Raw genomic sequence first — 22,772 nt, 5'->3', positions numbered from 1 at the left:
CCAACTAGATTTTACTTATGAAGGAGAGAAAAGCATGTTTAAAAGAGCTATGAAAAAAACATTTATTGTAACAGCATCTGCTGCACTTCTAGCCATTGGCTTGTCTTCACCTAGTTACGCTGCAACCGAGAATACAATAAGAACCTATTATACTTTCACATGGAACGGCTTTCAATTTAAAGTACCTGTTTATCAGGTTCAACCAACTCAACCAACCCAAACAACATCACCAGCTGAGACAACACAACCAACTCAAACACCGACACAAACAACGACACAAACAACGACTAGTCCAACGTCTACGAATCAAACTGTGATTTCTGAAGCCCAACAAGTGGTCAACTTAGTTAATGCAGAAAGAGCAAAGGTTGGTCTTGCTCCGTTGAAGTTAAATACTTCCTTGGCTAGTGTAGCAAAAGTAAAAGCCGAAGACATGAGAGATCAAAATTACTTTTCTCATACTTCGCCAAAATATGGATCTCCGTTTGATATGATGAAATCTTTTGGTATTAAGTACTCTTATGCTGGTGAAAACATTGCAGCCGGTCAAAAGACTCCTGAAGAAGTAATGAAGAGCTGGATGAACAGCCCAGGGCACAAAGCAAATATCCTAAGTAGTAATTTCACAGAAATTGGTGTAGGTTTTGCTAAAGGCGGAAGCTACGGAACCTATTGGGTACAACAATTTATTAAACCATAGTCAGTTAAGTCGGTCGAATGATCTATTTTATATAGTAAAGAAAGGCGCCCTGTGATGGGCGTCTTTCTTTATTTATACTTACTGGTAATAGTTCGTTGAACCATTTTGTTGCATGGTTTGATTATTTTGTTGTTGCTGACTAATAGATTGAAGCTGGTTTTGAGACTGAGAAATCAGCTGATTCATTTGAGATAGCATCTCAACAGATTGAACTGCCTGACTGGCTTGGTTTAGAACTTGAGCGGCTTGCTGAATATTAGATTGCAATTGTTCGAAGGATTGTTGCTGTTGGTTTTGAATCTGATTGGCAAATTGGTTCATTTGCGTCAACAGTTGGTTAGCCTGTGCTTGATTTTGACTAGTCCCTGTTGTCCCTGTTGTTTGAGATGTTTGTAATTGACTAAGAGTGCTTTGCATTTGGTTCAATTGATTGCGTAACGGTACCAGCTCTTCTGCAATTTCTTCTTTAGCTACTGCTTCTGCGATTTGTTCTGTTTTGTTCTTTGTCAATAAGAACGCCTCCTTTGTTGAATGAGATTCTTCTTCTCTCAAGAAAACATTTCTGCGCCAATATTCGGTGGGAACAATGGACATGCATCACACCACCTGTAATGGAATGGAATTGGCCTTGACTGTGACCGCCAGTAATAGCGGGAACTGGAGGACAGACTTATTATGGCTAAAGAAAAGTTAATAATGCATCGAGTGAGATCAAGTCTTAGAGAGGACTCTGTAAACGGACGTGATCCAATAGATCAAAAGCAAAAGAAGAGAGTTCACGAGCGTGGCTCTCTTCTTTTGTTTGTACAATATGTACGATTATGATTATGATGCAGCGAAATTACTCACGCCCAATTTCCATTTCGGAAGATAGGTTCACGTTTACCATCAGCCGTTTCGCCATCAATGTTCATGTGTTCAGAGCCAATCATGAAATCCACGTGAGTAAGGCTACTGTTTAACCCATGTTCTTCTAACTCTTCTTTACTCATTGTCTTGCCACCTTCTAAGCAAAAGGCATAAGAATTACCGATAGCTAAATGGTTTGAAGCATTCTCATCAAATAAAGTATTAAAGAAAATTAAGTTTGTTTTTGAAATGGGGGAATCATTTGGCACTAGGGCAATTTCTCCTAGGTAATGGGACCCTTCATCCGTCTCAATCAGGCGTTTGAGGACTTCGTATCCCTTTTCCGCTGTAAAATCTACAATCCTTCCTTGTTCAAAGGTCAGTGTAAATTCCTCTATTAAATTTCCGCTATAACTCAAAGGCTTAGTACTTCTCACGGTTCCATTAACCCCATGTTTTAGGGGAGTTGTAAAAACTTCCTCTGTAGGCATGTTGGCCATAAAAGGAGTCCCTTTCTCGTTATGGCTTCCCGCACCCACCCAGATATGAGCGGAAGGCAGCTCAATCGTAAGGTTCGTCCCTGGTGCTTCATAATGCAAGTAGCGGTATCTTTTATCATTGAGCATCGCTGCTTTGGCATTAAGAAGATCGTTATGATTTTGCCAGGCTTTTACCGGATCATTCGTTGTTATTCGGGTAGTCTCGAATATGGCTTGCCATAGAGCTTGCATTTGCTCTTGTTGCGGTAGATCTGGAAATACTTTTGCCGCCCAGGCAGGGGAAGGGACGGCTATCACAGACCAACTTACCTTATCTGACATCGCATAACTTCGAAACTTATTCATGGCTTGTCCGGTTGTCTTGTTCATCATTGCAATTCTCTCTGGATTTACCCCTTTTAATAGATCAGGATTTGCTGCAACAATCGAAAGGAAAGCTGCATTGTTCTCAGCCATTTCTTCAAATCCCTTTGCTCTCCACATTGGAAATTCCAAGAATGCTTCATCAGGGGCAAGATCATATTTTATCCGCGTTAGTTCATCATCTGTCCATTCAGTATGTACATGTTTAGCTCCTGCTTCATAAGCCTTACGAGCAATTTTCCTAACGAAATCTGCAGAAGCTAAAGGAGAAGTTATTACTAGAGTCTGACCTGCTTGGATGTTCACTCCCACTTTTACAGCTAACTGAGCATATCGGTCTATCATAGTTTCAAAATCGATCATAAGAACCCCCTAGGAAAATTATGGATACCTATCCATGTTAACATTTATTTTAATTAAATTAAAGTTGACTATTTGGGTCAAGAAGAGTAGGAAATATGGATAGCGATAAAGAAGAATAAAGAGAGGAAACATATTGAAGGGGAGAGAAGGAAATGATGGATGTGAGATATCCTGTTGGACACTATTCATATGAGGAAGAGGTAACAGATAAGCAACTGCAAGTCTGGATAGATGAGATTGAAGCCGCTCCTGCTCGTTTACGAGAGACGGTGATCCATTTGTCCGATGAACAACTAAGCACTCCTTACCGACCAGGAGGCTGGACGATCAGACAAGTCGTTCATCATCTAGCTGACAGCCATGTTAATAGCTACGTGAGATTTAAACTAGCGTTGACAGAGGATGTACCGACAATTAAACCCTATGCCGAAGACCGATGGGCGGAACTTCATGATTCTACAACCAGCATCCTAGTTTCATTAGATCTGTTGGATGCCCTACATAAACGATGGGTGATCCTTCTTCGTTCTCTTAACAAAGTTGAGCTTAATCGTACATTTCATCACCCGGATACAGGCAGGATCAGTCTTAAGGTTAACATAGGATTATATGCATGGCATGGTCGTCATCATATTGCTCACATTACTTCAATAAAAGAGAAAATGGGATGGTAGGTTACTATTAGTTCTTTTACTGGTATAAAAAGGAGAAGATGTAAATCATGTTACTAAAAAAGGAAAGAGAGCACATCGTAGAATATGGAAAAAAACTGATTCAGGCGGGCTTAACCAAAGGGACAGGGGGGAATATTAGTATTTTTAACCGTGAGGAAGGACTCATGGCTATAAGCCCAAGCGGACTAGACTATTTTCAGACAGAACCTGAAGATGTTGTCGTTCTAAACCTAGCAGGAGAGATTGTTGACGGTGCTCGAAAGCCCTCAAGCGAACTTGAGATGCATAGTATCTTCTATAAAAAGAGAGAAGATGTTAATGCTATTGTTCACACGCATTCCCCATTTGCGACAACCATCTCCGCTTTGCAGTGGGAATTGCCTGCGGCCTCCTATCTAGTTGCCTACGCAGGGTACAATGTGCGCTGTGCGAAGTATGCTACCTTTGGGACAACTGAACTGGCTGAATACGCCTTTGAAGCTATGATAGACCGGTATGCGGTATTACTCGCAAACCACGGCCTGTTAGCAGGTGGATTCGATATTGTGAATGCCTTTAATATTGCAGAAGAAATTGAGTTTTCTGCAGAAGTCTATTATCGTGCAAAGAGCATTGGAGAACCGGTCATCATCCCTGATGAAGAGATGAAAATCTTGGCAGAAAAATTCAAAAGCTACGGACAAATGAGCACAAAGAGAAACGATTAGTCGCTTCTCTTTTTTCATTTATTAACGAAGAGTATAAACCCCAGACCATTCGAGTAAGTATGGTGTTAGCTATATAGAATTTGGAGGGGGAAAGCCTCATGATGATTTTAGGAATCGATCTAGGCAGTACGTTTGATAAATACGTTTTTATTAATACTGAAGATAGAGCCGTACGGTTACACCGTCACCCTTCATCTTCTAGCCACGCATATGGGGTAGGACGGCTTAAAACCTTGTGTGAGCATTACGGTTTTGTTCCCTCAGACATTCGTGAGGTGATTTACGGAGCAACTATGATAGACTCATTGGAAGATTTATCACGACTTTTTCCTCATGCTAAAATGACGGATCCTGAACAAATGTCAGATAACTTTACTCATGATCAGAGAAACTTAATCCTGTTCAGTATGGGCGCGAGTACGATTTCTATAGAGGGCACGTCAGCCTTAACGGAGTTGAGCCAAATCGGGGGTGGAAGCATCATTACGTCCCCAGAGAACGAATGGTTTGCCTTTGATTCTTCATTTATCAGTTATTACCCAGGTCCAGCAAGTTTTGGGCAAGGGGGAACGCAAGCTACCGTTCTAGATGCTCATGTGTTACTGGGACGTTTATTTCCTTTTCATTTTCTTGGTGATAATCTTGCCTTATCAAAGAATGAAGCCTATGGAGCGATAAACCGTCTATCATCCCACAGGGAACAAGATCCCTTCGGAACAGCCAACCATATTATTAGTCAAATTAATCATTCAGTGAGCGCTTCACTACTAAATATCCTCAATCAACATAACCTGGTGGCTGAGGAAACTAACTTAGTCGCCTGTGGTGGGATGGGCCCCCTTCACGCCGTAGAGATAGCTCAGAATCTTGGGATACCTGAAGTCCTCGTACCTCGCTTTCCAAGTTTAGGCTTCCACATGAATGAAACCATATCCCGTTGGTTGAAAGAGAACGAGCCTCGCCTACATGAAAGAAATGCTGCGTCCGACGCATTACTCGAGCGATCTGAATGTTTATTTTGTATAGAAGATAGGCTTACCAATATGGAAGTATCCTTTTATGATCGAGAAAAACTGTTTACAGGAACAGCATTGTACGGACCAGCCATTGTTGTCCAAGCTGATTCGACAACTTGGATTCCTCCGTATTGCCATGCTGTAGTTGATGAGGATCAGTTTATACGGATCCAGGTTTCTTACTGTTACTAATCATCATCCAATAGAAGAAAACAGAGCACCAACTGGGTGCTCTGTTTCATTTAATCCTAGCTAGCAGGTGCAACCGGTGTTTCAGTATCTCCAGGAGTTGGCTCAACAGGTGTTACAGGCTCTGTTGGTGTCACCGGTTCTGTAGGTGTTGCTGGTTGTTCAGATGCTGCAGGTTGTTGCGGTGCCGCAGGCTCTGCGGGAGCTGGCGGTTGGGCAGGAGTTGCTGGAGCCTCATCTGCCGGGGCCGCAGCCGGTGCTGTGATGGTGATCGTCCTGGTTGTTTCATCCCAACCTACATCGGACCCTAGCGCTTCCCCTACAAAACGAAGAGGAAGCATCGTACGACCTTTCATCACTTGAGCAGGTACATCAAGTGTTAGAGTATCGCCATTTCGTGTAGCCTGACTCTGACCAATAACCAAGCTAACGGTTGTATCTTGCTTCCGGATGGACACCGTTCTGGTTGCTTCATTCCAATCTACAGTCGCACCCAACGCTTCGGAGATCTCGCGAATCGGGACCAGTGTTCTTCCCCCTGTAATCGTCGGCTGAACCGCAAACCTTACTCGCTCTGTTCCTACGAAGACCTTAATCGTCTGCAAGCCTACACCTGATATGGAAGAAATCATCTTAGGGACATCCGTATTGTCTATAACACCGTTAAAATTTTCAGCCCCAACGCCATAAGCAAAGATCGGAACCATGTTACCGGAGTGCCCACCGGTACCACTTAAGGAACGTATCTCAGTATTCATCGCCGCCGCATGGTGACGATCAGCAATGATACTTCCTATTTCCCAACCGATCTTAAACGAGGGAAGAATCTTCCCTTGTGCATCAACAATTCTTCCATTAAATTCAGCGATTTGTGCATCAGACAGATCAATGTTAGCATATCGCTTAAAAACATCACGTACACTGTTCGCGGTGTAAGAATTGTTTGTTGCCGTGTCTACGACTAATTGGGCAGCCATATATTCTGGTGTCACAGGAATGGATTTTAGTTTATTAATATCCATCGGTTCAGAAGCCGCAATCCCCATGGTCTCATGATCAGCAAGAGCGACAACGAGAGTGTCTCCATTCTGTCTTGCCCAATCCACTGCATACCTTACGGCATTATCAAAATCAATCGTTTCTTTCCAGATACTCGTAAAGTCCACTGCATGGGAAGCGTGATCAATACGAGCTCCCTCGATCATGGCAAAAAATCCTTGATCCCCTTTGGATAGAAGTTCAATCGTTTTTGCTGTCATATCCTTGAGCGTCGGTTCGTTGCTATTCAACTCATCGCGATCGATGACATAGTTCATAAAAGAATCATGAAATAACCCTAATAATTTATCACCCGTTGCTGCCTGCAACTCACTTCGATTGGTTACATAAGTATACCCTTGATCTTTAAATTTTTGGATAAGATCCACGCCGTTTTGTCTCTCGGCCGTAAAATAACTTCTTCCTCCACCAAGGATGACATCCACCTGTCCCCGGAATAACTGTTTGGCAATCTCCTCTTGTCCAGCTCGACTCAATACCTTAGCTGTAAAACCTGCAGGGGTAGCATCCGTTGCCGTATTGGTGGAGACGATTCCCACCTTTTTCCCTGCCATCTGGAAGACCTCTAAGATGCTATCAATCGGCTTTCCATCAGGGGTAACACCAATCATCGTATTTTTTGTTTTGGTTGCCGTACCTAAGGCGGTAGCGGCAGCCGCAGAGTCCGTAACATTATTATCAGCAGAGTAGGTTTGGGAGAGAGCAACATGAGGAAGGCTCTGGATAAAAAGTCGTCCTTCTTTTCCATGCTCGAACAAGCGAGCTACTTCCATTTGACCTATGCCCATACCATCACCAATGAGCACGATCACATTTTTTGGTTGTTTTGCCGCGGTAATATTCGCTGTTTGATTAGCATTACGTCCATTGTTGTTTATGGACAAATTCTGTTGTGTATTATCATCTAGATTCTCACTGTCTCGAAATGACGTTTGCCTGGTTCCGCGTTGCACAGGATCTGGACCCAGATCATTCGTGGCTCTGTTTCCGGCTTGTTGATCCATAGAATATTGACCTTGCTCTGGTCCTTGATTTGTATTCTTTGTCTGAGGATTCATCGATTCTGATTGTTGTACATTTGATCTGGGTGTAGCCGTTCCGCAACCCACCATACTGAGAGTCAATAAAGCAGCCAGAACCCCGTTTAAGATTCTTTTTCTCATCATTTTCCTCCATTGAGTATCAAGTATTGTATAGATGTGACTTCAATGGATAGTATTTGTTATTCAATTAAGAACAAACAATGTATATGTTGGTAAAAAGAGGATCATCTTCATTCACCTCCCCCTAAAGTAGGAAAGGCCTAAACCGCATATAGGATCGACTACCTATTTTTACCAGTTAATGAAACTTCCCATATCATTCCAGCGTCAAACAATCAGAACCGGTTGGAAATCAAAAAGGAGGAAGCGTTATGACGATGAATGTATCATCTTTTATCAAGGTTCTGTTGTTGATTGGTTTTATCCTCATCCACCCTTTTACTACCTCTGCTTCACAAGATCCTGTTGCAAGCATTTCGCTTAACCTATCTAAACTTACTCTAACCGTAGGAGAAGAAACAGATAAGCTTTCGGTAACGGTATTACCTTCTAATTCCAATCAGGCTGTTCGGTGGACATCCAGTTCTACTGGCGTGGCAACGGTTGATGACAAGGGAAGAGTGAAAGCCTTAGCCCCGGGGACAGCCTCTATCATCGTTTCTTCCGTTGAAGGTGGGTTGACAGCCGTTTGTTCGGTGACGGTAATACCAGAGGAAAAAAAGGTAGAAAAATTAACGTTAAACCAAACCCACGTTACAATCACATGGGGAAAGGAAGACGTCACTCTGAAGCCTGTTTTCCAACCTGTAGATGCGACAAACCAACAAGTAAACTGGACCAGTACCAACTCTCATGTTGCCAAGGTCGATAAAAATGGAAAAGTTACAGCAATAGGTATAGGCACAGCGACGATCGTTGCTACAAGTGTCGATGGTGGCTTTACCGCCACTTGTCAAATAAAGGTTATTGATTTCCCCGTGCATTCCATAACGTTAGATAAAACAAAATTGACTTTACATGCAGATGGTGAAACAGCTACCTTAAAAGCCACAATCCACCCAGCCGATGCAACGAATAAGAAAGTGCAGTGGCAAACTAGCAATCCCTCTATTGCATCAGTGAATTCGAAGGGAGTGGTTACCCCACTAAAGGCTGGAACAGCTACCATCACGGTGTCAACCGTAGATGGAGGGAAAAAAGCCACTTGTACGGTAACGGTCATCCCGCGATTTACAGACCTTATTGTAGATAAAGAAAGTGACAACAAAGTCACCATTACTTGGAACGGGACATCAGGAAACGTAAAGGCTGAATTAAAAAGAGGGAATTCTTTAATCCAATCCACGACAACAAGCAATCGAAAAGCTACCTACTCAAAACTAGAAAAAAATGCAGAATATAAATTATTCTTAAATGGACATCACGTGAAGACCTTCATCATTTCCCAACTTTCACATACGCAGATCAAGGATCTTCGTCTATATAAAAACCATTCATCAAGTGTTACGGTTTCGTGGAGCGGGACATCAGGTACAGTTCCAGTTACCCTTATACGAGACAGTAGAAAAGTCGATTCTATATCCACTAATAATCGGAGTGCAACTTTCTATGATTTAAATGAAGAAGCACAATATAAAATTCTTATCAGTGATAAATGGGTAAGTAGTTTTCAGCTAAAAAACTTAAATCAGCTAAAAGACTTTTCTATTGATGAGAAAACCAGCACAAGTATAAGCATGTCTTGGAGCGGTACAACTAGAACCGTATTCGTTGAACTCTTCAAGGATGGGCGTCGAATCGATTCCCTGTCTACTTCTAATCGAAAGGCTAAATTTCAAGGATTGGATCGCGATACAGAATATGATGTTTACTTGGATGGCTATTATGTTCGAACGGTAAGAACGGATAAAATTAAGAACCTTCGTGATTTAAGTGTAAAGAAAGTTGGCACTGGTGCGGTTGAATTTGTATGGACTGGAACGGATGGGTTAGTGGAAGTTGTTCTTCGTAGAGACGGGATTTTCTTTGACTCAAAAACAACAAAAGAAAGAAAAATCACCTTTTCAGGACTTGACGCCAATCAGGAGTATTCCATATACGTAGATGGTCACTACATCCGTTCTTTTAAAATTGATCTAAAAACATTTAAAGATATTCAAAATCATTGGGCTAAACTAGCGATCGAAAACTTGGCTAACCACGGGATTATCAATGGATTTAGTGATGGTACCTTTAAGCCCGATCAGACTGTGACCAGAGAACAGTTCGTAACCATGTTAATTCAGGCCAAGAACATATCATTAAAAAAAGCAGAAAACTCATTCAGTGATGTGACGACAGACCGTTGGTCCTCCGCTTACATTGCAACCGCTATTGACCAGGGCATTGTTGTGAAGAGTGAATATGGCACTCATTTTCGCCCTCAGCAAGCCATTAGTCGCGAGGAAATGGCGGTGATGACGGCTCGCTTCCTAAAACTAAAAGCAGCACCTTCAGCTATTCAGTTTAAGGATCAAAGAAAGATAAACAATAAAGGTCTAGTTGGTGCCGTAGTAAAGGAAAAAATTATACTAGGATATCCTGATCAGACCTTTAGACCAGATCAACCTCTTACTCGCGCCGCGGCAGCCGTTGTCATGAACCAAATATACAAACCGTAATCTAGAGGGAAAGGCCTATTCATTAGGCTTTTCCCTCTTTCTTCCTTGCATGTTCCCCCCATAAAATCTGGTGAGTTTGCGAAAACAATCGTGAGGGTAATTGAATCCTTAACGTGAATTCATAAAAGGGGGAACACCATAATGGAGCACATTAAGGTATTATTAGCAGATGATGATCCTAATGTAAGAGAAATCATACGTCTTTACTTCAGCAATCAAAAGATGAATCTTATCGAGACTGATCGGGGAGACCATGCGGTTGACTTAGCCAAAAAGCATTCACCTGATCTCATTATTTTAGATATCATGATGCCTGGAATGGACGGCTTCGACGTCTGTCGCGAGATTCGGAAATTTTCTGATGTCCCTATTATCATGCTCACAGCAAAGGAAGAAGAGATTGATCGAGTTTTAGGGCTGGAAATCGGGGCAGACGACTATATGACGAAACCCTTTAGCCCAAGAGAGCTCCTTGCAAGAATGAAAGCTATTTTTCGTCGTTTACAACCTAAAGATGCGCAAGACGAAAATGCAGCTCAGACATTAAACTTCGGTAACTTTGTCATCGACATGCTAAAGCGAGTTGTCATCATAGATGGCGAGAGTCTGCTCTTAAGGCCAAAAGAATTCGATTTACTTGTCCATCTAGCCAAATCCCCGGGAACGGTTTTTACTCGTGAACAGTTGCTCGAACAAATATGGGGGTACGACTTTTTTGGAGATATTCGTACAGTAGATGTCCATATTAAGAAAATTCGCCAGCGTTTAAACCCGTTAGATTACCAGGTCATACACACGATGTGGGGAGTAGGGTATAAATTTGAGGTAGCCGCTTCATGAGATGGGTACACAAAACTCTTTTTCGTCGCCTTATGATCAGTTATTTAGTCACTGTTCTCCTAGGCCTTGGCGTTGTTGGATTGTCCATTACATGGTTCACCAAGGGCCATCTCTATGAACGTACACAGGAAGAATTAGTGCGTAAAGCGAAGAGAGTGAATTTAGCGATTCAACATACGTCTGTACCCAATGAGTCAACAGTCGAGCTTCTCGCGTTCTTCGATCAATCCTTTGATAATCGAATTTGGGTTTTTAATAGGGAAGGAGAGATTATCGCCACCTCCATGAAGGATGAAGTATTCCTTGGGAAGGCTGTTTCGCAGAGAATTGCTTCTACCGTATTGACAGGTAAGGACATCCTAACCGAATTAGAGTTTGAAGGATTAAATAAACCGATGCTCTCTGTTGTCGTGCCTTGGGGCAAAAAGGATCATATATATGGTGGAATCGTACTCCATGCACCCGTGGAAGGGATGGCTCAAACCGTGAATTATATTAGGGAAACCATTCTCTGGGCTACTCTATTCGGAGTCATTTTCTCAACAGCGATTGTATCTTATATATCGTGGTCAATCTCCCGACCACTAAGGAAAATTGAACGCACGACAAGTGAGATTGAAAGAGGAAACTATCATCAGCGTGTTCACATTGAACACCCTGCTGAAATTGCGGACCTTGCCGAAACCATCAACTGTCTAGCAGAGAAATTAGAGCAAGTTGAGAATACCAAACGTTCCCAAGAAAAAGTGAGGAATGACTTCCTGACTAATATTTCCCACGAGCTGCGAACTCCATTAACCGCCATGCAGGGCTTTTTAGAGGCGTTGCAGGATGGGTTAGTCGAGGATGAAGATACACGTTTAAGGTATTATCAAATCATGTATCAGGAAACCTTGCAAGTGAATCGCCTGGTAGATGATTTGATGGAATTGATTAAGCTCCAAAATAAAGATGTAACCCTATATAAAACACCAGTACAAATAGATGAAGTTATTCATATAGTGGTTCAGTGTTTATCTAAAGAAGCAGAGGACAAAGGGACTCGCTTGAAATCGCAGATCGAACCCAATCTTCCTACGATCCTCGCAGATCCAGATCGTTTAATCCAAATCTTAAAAAATTTAGCCACTAATGCTATAAAATTTACCGAAAAAGGATCTGTAACCATCGAGGCCAAACAGATGGGTCAACATTTACAAATTCAGGTTGTGGATACGGGTATGGGGATTCGAGAAGAAGATTTAGAGCGTATATGGGAGCGATTCTTTAAAGGAGATCGAGTTCGTTCCAAAACCATTAAAGGCACTGGGTTAGGTTTAGCCATTGTTAAAGAATTAGTGGAAATGCATGATGGAGAAATCTCTGTTAAAAGTAAAGTAGGTGAGGGGACTACCTTTACGTTTAGTCTTCCCATTGTTGAAATATAAAAAAGTCAGAGGCAGCTCGGATGTTCGAGTTGCCTCTGTTTCGCTTGTTTAGTTAGTAGTCGTTTCGCCTTGTTCTTCTGTTGTCTCACCTTCTACTGCTGTATCATCTGCCGGCTCTTGAATATCCCCATTAGCAGGTAGGGCAGGCTGATCAACGGCAGGAGTTTCACTTGTTGGTTGGTCTAAAGATCCGCCACTCGGGCTTTCCTGAGATGAACATCCTACTGCTAACACTATAGCCAATGCACCAGTCATCAATAACATAAAGAACTTTTTCATTTTTAATTCCCCCTTAGGTTTTATTCTTGCTTCCCACTCCTCTGTGGGATTGATTTCATTATACAAAGCGACTATGACCAATCTGTTTTCACTTTGTGAAAAGTTAGAGGATCATTGTGAATTTTTTATGACCCTGTTCTTAGGCATAGGAATAGATGTTGTGATAGACTATAAAGGAACGGAAAGGGTATTTACTTAAATAAAGGGAGAGGTTTTACATATGTCAACTCCAACACTACCACCTAAAACATGTGAGATCGATCGAATGATTACAAAACCTGAGGATATTGAGAGGGTTATTGCAGGAAAAAAAATCTCCACCCGTAGAAACGGCAGATACGCCGATCCAGGTGAAGTCATGATCTTGAATGGAAAATCGTTTCGTGTAGATCGAGTTTATCAAGAAACTTTGGGAGATCTAAACGATGAGAAGGCGAAGATGGAAGGCTATGATAACTTAGAGGAATATAAACAATCTATTTTATCTATCCACCCTGGGATGCCGTGGCTTCCACAAATGAAGGTATGGGTTCACGAATTCTCTGCAGTAGAATAAAAAACAAGAAAGGCCATGCGAGTACACTCGTATGGCCCTTTATGTTCTGTAGCGTCTTTCCCATAGACGGTAGAGGAATATTGTAATGGAAAAAAAGATCGCATATACCCCAATGGTAACTATCAAATTTTTAGGATCTGAAACCAGATTATCCCCAACAAAGGCAAACAGTAGCATAGCTGGCACTTTCCCAATAGATGAGGCGAGAGCATACACCATAAAAGATACTCTGCTTAAAGCGGAATAGATATTAATAAAGATCGAAGGAATGATGGGTATCATTCTGCTAAATAAAATCACAAGAAAAGCATTTCTTTCAAACAACAAGGTGACTTGCTCTGTCCTCTTATATTTTTTTAAAAATTGAGCTCCCCATTCTTGATAGCCATATCGCACAAAAATAAACATGATAAGAGAAGCCATCGATGAACCTATCCAAGTGATAATCCCCCCGGACAAAGGTCCGTACGCCGCTCCAATCACCCCTCCTACAATCGGATAAGGTATAACAGGAAATAAGGCCATGAATGTAGCCATCAAGGTCGTAATAACCGGATTGTTAGCTTGCTGAAACCAAGCCAACAAGGAATCCCCATATAAATAAACACCATAAGCTATTCCAATATAAAGAACAGTCAAAGCCAGCTTTTTCATCAGGTTCCCCTTTTAACGACGATCTTCATTTCCCTTACGAATAAAATAAAACATAAGCCCACCAAAGATGAGAGCCACTATAAACATCGTAACAAAAACAGCATATAACATTTTCCGCTTCCTCCTAACATTTCTACTGCCTAAGTATACCTATGTTTAATACTATTTTCAAAGTATCTTCAAGCCTATGAAAGATAAGGCTAGCTTTGGCTTTTTCTTTAGCTTAAAAAGGTGGTAAACTAGGGTGAACGTAAGCTTAAATACACGGAGGATCGTATGAAAAAATTAGGCATTATCTCAACATTAGCTGCGTCTTTCCTATTCTCTTCTGTTACTCATGCAACGAATCTTCCATTTTCGGATGTGACAGACCACTGGGCTTCTGTTTCTATCCAATGGGCGATAGAAGCCGATGTCGTGAAGGGTTATAGCGATGGGACATTTAAACCCAACTCTTTTGTAACAGAAGCCGAGTTTTTAACTATGCTTTTCCGGGCTTTACCTACTCCTAATCGAGAAGAACTAAAAGAAACCAAGCATTGGTCAGATCATGTCTATCACTGGGCATCTACACTAGACTATCCGATAACAGGTCAAACCAATTTGACTATTCGAAACCAACCGATTAATCGTAAGCAAGTAGCTGAAATTATAGCTGCAGCAAACGGGGACCCCTTTATAGGCGATGCGGCTATTTTATATTGTATGGATCGAAAGCTAGCAAACGGGAAGATCAAACATGAGAATCCACTTGAAGCTTACAAAGGAAATGATTTACTTACTCGTGCAGAAGCCGTACAATTTCTCCTAAACGCTCTACAAAATGGGCTAAAGGAAACACAATCTGCTTCTGATCGCGGTGAAACCACGACAAAAAGATGGACAACTCCTCCTGATATGATAATAGACCCTAAGAAAGATTACAGAGCAACAATCGTGACTAACAAGGGACAATTAACCATCGAACTATTCGCAAAAGATGCACCAAAAACGGTGAATAACTTTGTTTTCCTTTCTAAGGAAGGCTACTATCAAAACGTGCTCTTCCATAGAGTGATTCAAGATTTCATGGTGCAAACAGGAGATCCAACGGGAACTGGCCGTGGAAATCCTGGATATCGATTCCAGGATGAACTGAAATCCCCAGCTGCACATCAATATGAGTTGGGAGTAGTAGCCATGGCTAATGCAGGACCTAATACGAATGGAAGTCAATTCTTTATCTGTAACGGGACAGGCAGTGAAAGCCTAAACCTCTATCCCATGTATACCATTTTTGGTCGTGTGGTGGATGGATGGGAAACCCTCGATTCCATATCGAATGTTGAAGTAAAACTTAATGCAACAGGCGATGAAAAGAGCGTACCTGTAGAAGACGTCTTTATCCACAACATCCTCATCCATGAGAAGTTATAGGTAGAGGGGATAGAACTGTGAAAATAAAGCAAGAAGGTTGGGTACACCGTCTACTTCGTAGCTTAAACCATGAAGTAAACAAGTCCAATAAAGAACTAGATTTATATCGTACAGCTCTAGAGCACGCCTATGAGGGAATCATCATCGTAGACCGTGATGGTTATATCCAGACGGCCAATGAAACGTATGCCTCCTTCGTTGGGCAGGATGATGTTAACAGCCTCATTGGCAAGCATGTTACTGAAGTGGTAGAAAATACAAGAATGCATATCGTAGCCAAAACCGGTCAAGCAGAAATTGCCGATCTCCAATTAATAAACGGACATCAGATGATCGCGCATCGTCTTCCTGTCATTGTGGACGGCGAAGTCGTAGCAGTCGTTGGGAAAATCATGTTCCAAGACATTGATGATCTCTTTGCCATGAACTCTAAATTCTCCAAGCTGTACAAGGAGTTGGACAATTACAAGAATGAAGGCACCAGAAGAATAGGAGCCAAGTATTCGTTTGATCATATCGTTGGTCAGAGTTCTGTGCTGGAAAAGGTAAAAAAACTAGGAAAAAAAGTGGCTAAGAGCGACACGACTGTTTTGCTTAAGGGAGAAAGCGGTACGGGTAAGGAGTTGTTTGCTCATGCGATCCACCGAGAGAGCCTTCGAGCCAACGGACCCTTTATCCGTGTAAACTGCGCAGCCATTCCTGAAGCTTTGTTCGAATCCGAATTGTTTGGATATAAAGAGGGTTCCTTTACAGGGGCCAAGAGGTCAGGAAAAAAAGGGAAGTTTGCCTTAGCTTACAATGGAACCATCTTTCTTGATGAAATTAGTGAGATGCCACTAAGTATGCAGGTAAAGTTACTTCGCGTTCTTCAAGAAAAGGAAATTGAACCCGTAGGAGCCGAATCACCGGAGCCTATTGATGTTAGAATCATTGCTGCCTCGAACAAGGATCTTGAAGTACTTGTCGAACAAGGATTATTTAGGGAGGATCTTTATTACCGCCTTAATGTGTTGATGATTGAGATTCCCCCGCTGCGGGAGAGAAAAGAAGATATTCCCTTATTAGTAGACCATATATTGAATCAGTTGCGTCTCGAAACACGCATACAAGTAGATGGAATTGAAGAACAGGCTATGCAGATCATTTTAAATCACCCCTTCCCAGGCAACATTCGAGAATTGCGCAATCTCCTAGAACGATCGCTATACGTAAAAGAAAGCAACGAGATCACCGCAACCGACCTGCCACCTAATCTATTTCGCAAGCGCATGAAGGAATCTACCATCATTCGGGATGGCTCAACCTTGCAGGAAATTGTGGAACAAGTAGAGCGTGACACCATTCTTAAGATTCTAAAACTGGAAAATGGAAATAAATTATTGGCAGCCAAACGGCTCGGGGTGAGCAAATCAAGTTTTTATGCCAAACTAGATAAGTACCAAATTTCCGAATAAAAGAGCATCCAACCGGATGCTCTTTTCCTGTTGTCAGGACTTTATTCCTGATGTACGGAAAAAATAATCAAATTAAATCCTGAACTCAAATAAGCTTTTCCCCTAAATCAGACAGTCAAAACCGTAGTATCACGGCATTTGTCACAAATTCGTAAATTCAATTTATGTTATTGGCACGCTTCTTGCTTAATAAAAGACCATGAAAGCGATTTATTTTGAAACAAGTACGCGATAGAACGAAAGGAGCATGGATGATGAGTGTTTACACAACAATTCAAGAAGCCCTATCCGGAATTCAGGACGGAGCGACACTTGTAGTAGGCGGATTCGGCCTCGTAGGTATTCCAGAAAATTTAATTTTAGGATTGCGAGAAAAAGGAGTAAAAGATCTAACGGTTATATCCAACAACTGTGGAGTCGATGATTGGGGTCTAGGCCTTCTATTAAAAAATAAACAAATTAAAAAAATGGTAGCCTCTTATGTAGGTGAAAATAAGGAATTTGAACGTCAATTCTTATCCGGTGAACTAGAAGTGGAGTTGGTTCCTCAGGGAACATTAGCCGAGAGAATTCGAGCCGGCGGAGCTGGTATCCCTGCTTTTTACACACCTGCTGGTGTGGGTACACCCGTAGCGGAGGGGAAAGAGGTTCGTGTCTTTGATGGGAAAGAATATGTTCTTGAAAAGGCTATCAAAGCCGATTTTGCCCTAATTAAAGCTTGGAAAGGCGATCAGTTAGGGAATCTCATCTATAACAAAACGGCACGAAATTTCAACCCCATGATGGCTGCCGCCGGGGCCATTACTATTGCAGAAGTCGAAGAGTTAGTTGAAGTGGGAGTTATGGATCCAGACGCCATCCATACTCCGAGTGTTTATGTACAACGCATTATTCAGTGCAGCCAATATGAAAAGAGAATTGAACGTAGAACAGTAAGGGCATAGAAAGGAGAGAGCGAAAATGAGCTTAACAAGAGAACAATTAGCACAACGTGCTGCAGAAGAAATCGAAGACGGTTACTATGTGAATTTAGGTATTGGGATTCCGACATTAGTGGCTAACTACATCCCTCCAACCAAACAAGTTATTCTTCAGTCCGAGAATGGCTTACTCGGAATTGGTCCCTATCCAACAGAAGAAGAAGTTAATCCCGATCTAATCAATGCTGGGAAAGAAACCGTTACCATGATACCTGGAGCATCCTTGTTTGATAGTGCAGAATCCTTTGCCATGATTAGAGGGGGCCACATCGATGTTGCCATTCTCGGTGCCATGGAAGTATCAGCGAAGGGAGACTTAGCGAACTGGATGATCCCGGGCAAGATGGTGAAAGGAATGGGAGGCGCTATGGACCTCGTTCATGGAGCCAAGAAGATCATCGTCCTCATGGAGCATGTTAATAAGTATGGTGAGACTAAAATTCTAAATCAATGCTCATTACCGCTGACAGGGAAGCAAGTCGTGAACCGTATTATTACGGATCGAGCAGTAATGGACGTAACCGAAGAAGGTCTAGTGCTCGTTGAGGTAGCCGCAGGTTATACCGTTGAAGATATCAAAGCATGCACACAACCTGAGCTCATCATTTCTCCAACGTTGTTGATTAAAAACTAGAGAGACGGAAAAGGAGGATTTATTATGTTAAGTATGATTGGCTTAGTTGGGGGACTTGGTCTCCTGATTTTCTTAACCATGAGAGGGATGAATCTGCTTGTTGCTGCCCCATTGTGTGCGGTCTTCTTAGCCGTATTAAGCGGTATCCCTTTGTTTCCACAACTCGTTGCCGAAGGGGAGGCGAACCTTGTAGGTAACTATATGGCTGGTTTTTCCGGGTTTGTAGCCTCTTGGTTCCTCATGTTCTTACTTGGTTCGATCTTCGGTAAGGTTATGGAAGATACCGGAGCCGCTGACAGTGTATCGAAATGGGTTGTAGAGCGTCTAGGAATGAAGCAAGCTGTACTGGCTGTTGTTGCCGCGTGTGCTATCCTTACGTATGGTGGAGTTAGTTTATTCGTCGTGGCTTTCTCTGTTTATCCTTTAGCCTTGAGCTTATTTAAACAGGCTGATTTGCCTCGTCGCTTCATCCCTGGAGCATTGGGATTCGGTTCTGTAACCTTTACGATGACCTCTGCAGGATCTCCAGAGATCCAAAACTGGATTCCGATTAAATATTTAAACACAAGCCCCTATGCAGGATGGGAAGTTAGTCTAATTGTAGCCGTTTTCATGATTGTTTTTGGATTCTGGTGGTTGCAAAGAATGATCAAGAAGGCCGTTGCCAATGGAGAGCGTTTCGTATCTAGAGCAGGTGATCCTGTCGTCGTAGAACGCGAACTGCCTAATCCAGTTCTAGGACTTATTCCTTTATTAGTGGTACTCGTTATTTCCTTTATCTATCATGACAGCTTGAAGCAATCTGCCCTTATTATTGCTCTACTTGGTGGAATCGTGGCCACATGGGCCCTAAATCGCAGACATTTAAAGAATGTATGGGAATCTGCTTCCAACGGAACGCTAGGCGCGTTGATCGCTATCGCCAATACAGCAGCAGTTGTTGGTTTTGGTAGTGTAGCAAAGGTTTCTGACGCTTTTACTTCAGCTGTTGAAGCCTTTACCCATATTCCAGGGAGTCCCCTAATCGGCGCTGCCATCGCGATAAGTGTCATTGCCGGAATGACCGGGTCTGCCTCTGGTGGTCAATCTATTGCTTTACCATTGATCGCACCGGGTTATCTAGACGCTGGGGTAAATCCAGAAGCCTTACACCGTGTCGTTGCCATTTCTTCCGGTGCCTTAGATTCCTTGCCGCATAACGGCTACGTAGTTACAACGATTCGAGGAATTTGTGGAGAGTCCCATAAGGATGCCTATGCTGCTGTTGGAGCCCTAACGGTCATCGTCCCTGTCATTGGAGTTATCATTGCTATTGTTCTGTTTTCATTAGGCGTAGGCATTTAATTTATAAATTAGCATCTTAGGTAAGAGGGGAGAATTATAATGGGGAATTTAGTAGCTGGGAAGATTGTATTTATCACAGGTGCTGCAAGCGGAATCGGTCTAGAAATTGCGACTTCATTTGCACGGGAAGGGGCTAACGTCGTCATAACTGACTTAAATGAAGCAGCAGCCAAGGAAAGTGCAAAGAGACTGCAGGAAGAAGGGTTAAAAGCTATTGGTCTTGGTTGTGATGTGACAAATGAGGTGCAAATCAAAGCTGCGATCTTGCATACGATCACCGAGTATGGTCGTCTCGATGTATTGATTAACAATGCAGGACTTCAGTACGTGTCTGCCCTTGAAGATTTTCCAACTGAAAAATTCGAACTGCTTGTTAAGGTCATGTTAACAGCACCCTTTATCGCCATTAAACATGTCATGCCTATTATGAAGAAGCAGCAATTCGGAAGAATTCTGAACATGGCTTCCATCAACGGTTTAGTTGGTTTCGCAGGGAAAGCTGCTTACAATAGTGCGAAGCATGGAGTCATAGGATTGACAAAGGTGGCTGCATTAGAAGGAGCAACACATGGGATAACAGTCAATGCGATCTGCCCTGGATACGTCGACACTCCATTAGTACGAAATCAATTAGCAGACCTTGCCACAACAAGGAATGTCCCACTTGAGAAAGTATTGGAAGAGGTGATCTATCCTCTCGTTCCTCAAAAAAGGTTATTAAAAGTACAAGAAATTGCAGATTATGCAATGTTTCTAGCCAGTGATAAAGCTGGTGGAATTACAGGCCAAGCTGCGGTCATAGACGGCGGATATACAGCACAATAACTCACAAAAAGATGGACCTATAAAAAAGGTTCATCTTTTTTTAAGGAAATCGAAAAAATGAATGATTTACCTCAAAACTATTGATTTTACATTCCTCTCCACTCACCGTATAATCCCAATAGTAGATAAAAGCATGTGGAGGTAAAATCATGAAAACGAATAAGCTAGGGCCCTTTTTACTGAGTGGACTGATCATTGGCCCGATACTCGGCTCGGGTATCATTATCTTACCGCCTCTTATTCATCAAGTGACTGGGGACTATGCCCTGGTTGCCTGGATCCTTATGATGGCTCTAAGTATTATGTTTGCTTTTTTATTTGGGAAACTAAGTATATTATACCCTGGGGATTCCGGTGCATCACTTGCGGTAGAACAGGCTTTTGGAAAATCATTTCGAACTTTGAGTGCTAACTTTCTCATATTAGCTGTTTGCTTAGGACCGATTGCCGTACTATCCACAGCGGCAGAATATCTCCATCTATGGTTAGGGTGGAATCCCTATCTTATTACCCTGGGGTTAATGATTCTTACTTATAGTATTTTATCCATGAACATCATGTCCGTTGGAAAGCTTTCCCTGATTCTCTCTAGCAGTATCGCGTTTATCCTGGTTACAGGCGCTATTATATCCCTGCTTTATTATCGGGGAGAGGTTCTCATTTCGACCCCTTTTGAATGGCCGTCCTTTGGCTACAGCTTACTTCTATTATTCTGGTGTCTCGTCGGATGGGAGATTGTTGGTAATTACTCAGGAGAGGTTCGGGAACCGTCAAAAACAATTCCCCGTGCGATTGTATTTAGTGCCATAGTAATCACTGTTGTTTCCTTAACGGTTGCTGCTGCTGTTCAGTGGATGGATCCTGCCACTATAGGCTTAGGTTCTGAGGCCACTGGGAAACTCGACATGATTCTTGTCCCACTGTTTGGCTCTTTCTCACTACCTGTTATTTCGCTTATTACAACTGCCCTTTGTATCAGCACCGCTCTGATGGTAATTGGAGGAGTATCACGTTTAATTTGTGCACAGGCTGAACAAGGGATCTTTCCATTATTTTTAGCAGCCCGCACTAAGAACCATGTACCATTCTCTGCGATGATGGCCTTATTCACCATACATCTTATTACCTTCACCTTTGTCTTACTCGACTGGGCGACCCTAAAGCAACTAGTCGCCGTGGCAGACGGCTTCTTCTTGTGCAATGCTTTACTCGGCATCTTGGCTGCTTTTAAATTAGTGAACCAGGGGTGGGTTCGTACTATAGCCATCTTTTTGGCCATCTGCTTTCTTGGTATCCTTTTGTTCTCCAACGTATGGGTACTGATTCTAATCGCCTTACTAACTTCTTGGCCTTTATATACCCGCTTGAGAATGAGAGTACCCGATAAAAACGAAGTGAATAATATTGTATAATTCATTCAACGTAATAAATATTTAAGGAGTAGATCATCATGACCTTTCAAGATCACGTCGTTATGGTCACAGGAGCAGGTAGGGGTATCGGAAAAGCCATTGCTATTGCGTACGCCGAACAAGGAGCTAAAGTGATCATTGCAGACAAATCCTTAGAGGAAGCTAATCAAACTGCAAACCAAATTCAGCAAACAGGGGGAGAGTGTTTGGTTGTAGCCCTTGATATTAGGAATATTGATAAGCTGGAAGAAGGGGTTCAGCAGATTACAGATAAGTATGAAAAAATCACCATTCTGATTAATAATGCTGGGGTATCCTTCTGGAAGTCACCTTACGAGCTTACCATGGAAGAATGGGACGACGTAATGAATACCAATCTAAGAGGCACTTTCTTCTTAAGTCGTGAAGTGGCAAAAGTAATGAAGCAAAATGGGGGAGGGTCCATCGTCAATATCTCGTCTACTCGAGCGATAATGTCAGAGCCTCATTCAGAAGCCTATGCAGCTTCAAAAGGAGGAATCCTCGCTTTAACGCATGCCCTAGCCGTTTCGTTAGGACGTGACCGCATCCAAGTCAATGCGATTAGCCCAGGTTGGATTGAAACAGGAGACTACGAGGCCCTTCAAGAGAGAGATCATCAGCAGCACCCAGCCAATCGCGTAGGGAAGCCAAGTGACATTGCGCGCGCTTGTCTTTACTTAACCAATCCCCTTAACGACTTTATTTCGGGGACAAATTTGATTATTGATGGTGGAATGACTAGAAAGATGATTTATGAAGAATAAGAAAAAATCAGCGGGAGGTTTCCCGCTGATTTTTTTGTCCGTA

Annotated in this window: 22 protein-coding genes; 17 read left to right on the top strand and 5 right to left on the bottom strand. The window is 42.4% G+C overall.

The features are described from left to right. Positions 1 to 49: 49 nt before the first annotated feature. Entirely contained in the window at positions 50 to 700 is a 651-nt protein-coding gene (locus EIZ39_RS14980) for a CAP domain-containing protein (RefSeq protein ID WP_129201025.1), read from the top strand. A gap of 78 nt (positions 701 to 778) precedes the next feature. On the opposite strand, the gene EIZ39_RS14975 is transcribed toward EIZ39_RS14980, so the two are convergent. After that, positions 779 to 1,210: a hypothetical protein gene (locus tag EIZ39_RS14975; protein WP_129200793.1), complete on the bottom strand. Its 432-nt coding sequence runs from the start codon at positions 1,208 to 1,210 to the stop codon at positions 779 to 781. Between the two features lie 165 nt (positions 1,211 to 1,375). On the opposite strand from EIZ39_RS14975, the gene EIZ39_RS26675 reads away from it, so the two are divergent. Continuing rightward, positions 1,376 to 1,525: a hypothetical protein gene (locus tag EIZ39_RS26675; RefSeq protein ID WP_164985111.1), complete on the top strand. Its 150-nt coding sequence runs from the start codon at positions 1,376 to 1,378 to the stop codon at positions 1,523 to 1,525. A 20-nt stretch (positions 1,526 to 1,545) separates the two neighbouring features. On the opposite strand, the gene EIZ39_RS14970 is transcribed toward EIZ39_RS26675, so the two are convergent. Beyond that, entirely contained in the window at positions 1,546 to 2,772 is a 1,227-nt protein-coding gene (locus EIZ39_RS14970; RefSeq protein WP_129201024.1) for an aminopeptidase, read from the bottom strand. Positions 2,773 to 2,927: 155 nt separating this feature from the next. On the opposite strand from EIZ39_RS14970, the gene EIZ39_RS14965 reads away from it, so the two are divergent. From EIZ39_RS14965 to EIZ39_RS14955, 3 genes are all read left to right on the top strand, one after another. Beyond that, complete coding sequence (locus EIZ39_RS14965; protein ID WP_129200792.1) at positions 2,928 to 3,449, top strand: YfiT family bacillithiol transferase; 522 nt, start codon at positions 2,928 to 2,930, stop codon at positions 3,447 to 3,449. A 47-nt stretch (positions 3,450 to 3,496) separates the two neighbouring features. Beyond that, entirely contained in the window at positions 3,497 to 4,156 is a 660-nt protein-coding gene (locus EIZ39_RS14960) for an L-fuculose-phosphate aldolase (protein ID WP_129200791.1), read from the top strand. Between the two features lie 98 nt (positions 4,157 to 4,254). Beyond that, the gene (locus EIZ39_RS14955) at positions 4,255 to 5,364 is read left to right on the top strand and encodes a hydantoinase/oxoprolinase family protein (protein ID WP_129200790.1); all 1,110 of its coding nucleotides are present in this window, start codon (positions 4,255 to 4,257) and stop codon (positions 5,362 to 5,364) included. Between the two features lie 56 nt (positions 5,365 to 5,420). On the opposite strand, the gene EIZ39_RS14950 is transcribed toward EIZ39_RS14955, so the two are convergent. Beyond that, positions 5,421 to 7,586: an alkaline phosphatase gene (locus tag EIZ39_RS14950; RefSeq protein ID WP_164985110.1), complete on the bottom strand. Its 2,166-nt coding sequence runs from the start codon at positions 7,584 to 7,586 to the stop codon at positions 5,421 to 5,423. A gap of 248 nt (positions 7,587 to 7,834) precedes the next feature. Between EIZ39_RS14950 and EIZ39_RS14945 the strand changes: the two genes are divergently transcribed. From EIZ39_RS14945 to EIZ39_RS14935, 3 genes are all read left to right on the top strand, one after another. After that, positions 7,835 to 10,123: an Ig-like domain-containing protein gene (locus EIZ39_RS14945; RefSeq protein ID WP_129200789.1), complete on the top strand. Its 2,289-nt coding sequence runs from the start codon at positions 7,835 to 7,837 to the stop codon at positions 10,121 to 10,123. A 141-nt stretch (positions 10,124 to 10,264) separates the two neighbouring features. Then, positions 10,265 to 10,963: a response regulator transcription factor gene (locus EIZ39_RS14940; protein WP_129200788.1), complete on the top strand. Its 699-nt coding sequence runs from the start codon at positions 10,265 to 10,267 to the stop codon at positions 10,961 to 10,963. Continuing rightward, positions 10,960 to 12,390, top strand: coding sequence for a sensor histidine kinase (locus tag EIZ39_RS14935; RefSeq protein ID WP_129200787.1), 1,431 nt, complete (start codon positions 10,960 to 10,962; stop codon positions 12,388 to 12,390). Before EIZ39_RS14940 ends, EIZ39_RS14935 begins: the two co-directional genes overlap by 4 nt. 48 nt (positions 12,391 to 12,438) lie before the next feature. On the opposite strand, the gene EIZ39_RS14930 is transcribed toward EIZ39_RS14935, so the two are convergent. Continuing rightward, positions 12,439 to 12,669 carry a hypothetical protein gene (locus tag EIZ39_RS14930; protein ID WP_129200786.1) on the bottom strand — a complete coding sequence of 77 codons (231 nt, stop codon included), beginning with the start codon at positions 12,667 to 12,669 and terminating at the stop codon, positions 12,439 to 12,441. A gap of 220 nt (positions 12,670 to 12,889) precedes the next feature. On the opposite strand from EIZ39_RS14930, the gene EIZ39_RS14925 reads away from it, so the two are divergent. Next, entirely contained in the window at positions 12,890 to 13,225 is a 336-nt protein-coding gene (locus EIZ39_RS14925; protein WP_129200785.1) for an ASCH domain-containing protein, read from the top strand. Between the two features lie 39 nt (positions 13,226 to 13,264). On the opposite strand, the gene EIZ39_RS14920 is transcribed toward EIZ39_RS14925, so the two are convergent. Then, on the bottom strand, positions 13,265 to 13,879 hold the full coding sequence (locus EIZ39_RS14920) for a TVP38/TMEM64 family protein (protein ID WP_129200784.1): 615 nt from the start codon (positions 13,877 to 13,879) through the stop codon (positions 13,265 to 13,267). Between the two features lie 276 nt (positions 13,880 to 14,155). Here EIZ39_RS14920 and EIZ39_RS14915 point away from each other — a divergent pair, with 276 nt between their 5' ends. The 8 genes from EIZ39_RS14915 to EIZ39_RS14880 all read left to right on the top strand — a co-directional run bounded on the left by EIZ39_RS14915 (position 14,156) and on the right by EIZ39_RS14880 (position 22,729). Continuing rightward, positions 14,156 to 15,295, top strand: a complete 1,140-nt coding sequence (locus EIZ39_RS14915) for a peptidylprolyl isomerase (RefSeq protein ID WP_129200783.1) — start codon at positions 14,156 to 14,158, stop codon at positions 15,293 to 15,295. 17 nt (positions 15,296 to 15,312) lie between these two features. Further along, complete coding sequence (locus EIZ39_RS14910; RefSeq protein ID WP_129200782.1) at positions 15,313 to 16,749, top strand: sigma-54 interaction domain-containing protein; 1,437 nt, start codon at positions 15,313 to 15,315, stop codon at positions 16,747 to 16,749. A 251-nt stretch (positions 16,750 to 17,000) separates the two neighbouring features. Further along, entirely contained in the window at positions 17,001 to 17,693 is a 693-nt protein-coding gene (locus tag EIZ39_RS14905) for a CoA transferase subunit A (RefSeq protein ID WP_129201023.1), read from the top strand. A gap of 16 nt (positions 17,694 to 17,709) precedes the next feature. Further along, a complete protein-coding gene (locus EIZ39_RS14900; protein WP_129200781.1) occupies positions 17,710 to 18,363 on the top strand; it encodes a CoA transferase subunit B in 654 nt (217 codons plus the stop codon). Between the two features lie 24 nt (positions 18,364 to 18,387). Next, complete coding sequence (locus EIZ39_RS14895; RefSeq protein ID WP_129200780.1) at positions 18,388 to 19,707, top strand: GntP family permease; 1,320 nt, start codon at positions 18,388 to 18,390, stop codon at positions 19,705 to 19,707. Between the two features lie 39 nt (positions 19,708 to 19,746). Further along, entirely contained in the window at positions 19,747 to 20,532 is a 786-nt protein-coding gene (locus EIZ39_RS14890) for a 3-hydroxybutyrate dehydrogenase (protein ID WP_129200779.1), read from the top strand. Positions 20,533 to 20,681: 149 nt separating this feature from the next. Further along, on the top strand, positions 20,682 to 21,944 hold the full coding sequence (locus EIZ39_RS14885; protein WP_129200778.1) for an APC family permease: 1,263 nt from the start codon (positions 20,682 to 20,684) through the stop codon (positions 21,942 to 21,944). 38 nt (positions 21,945 to 21,982) lie between these two features. After that, positions 21,983 to 22,729, top strand: coding sequence for an SDR family NAD(P)-dependent oxidoreductase (locus EIZ39_RS14880; protein WP_129200777.1), 747 nt, complete (start codon positions 21,983 to 21,985; stop codon positions 22,727 to 22,729). The last annotated feature ends 43 nt before the right edge of the window (positions 22,730 to 22,772 follow it).

The sequence above is a fragment of the Ammoniphilus sp. CFH 90114 genome (assembly GCF_004123195.1).
Taxonomy (GTDB): Bacteria; Bacillota; Bacilli; order Aneurinibacillales; family RAOX-1; genus YIM-78166.
This window is presented reverse-complemented; position numbering and strand designations above follow the sequence as displayed.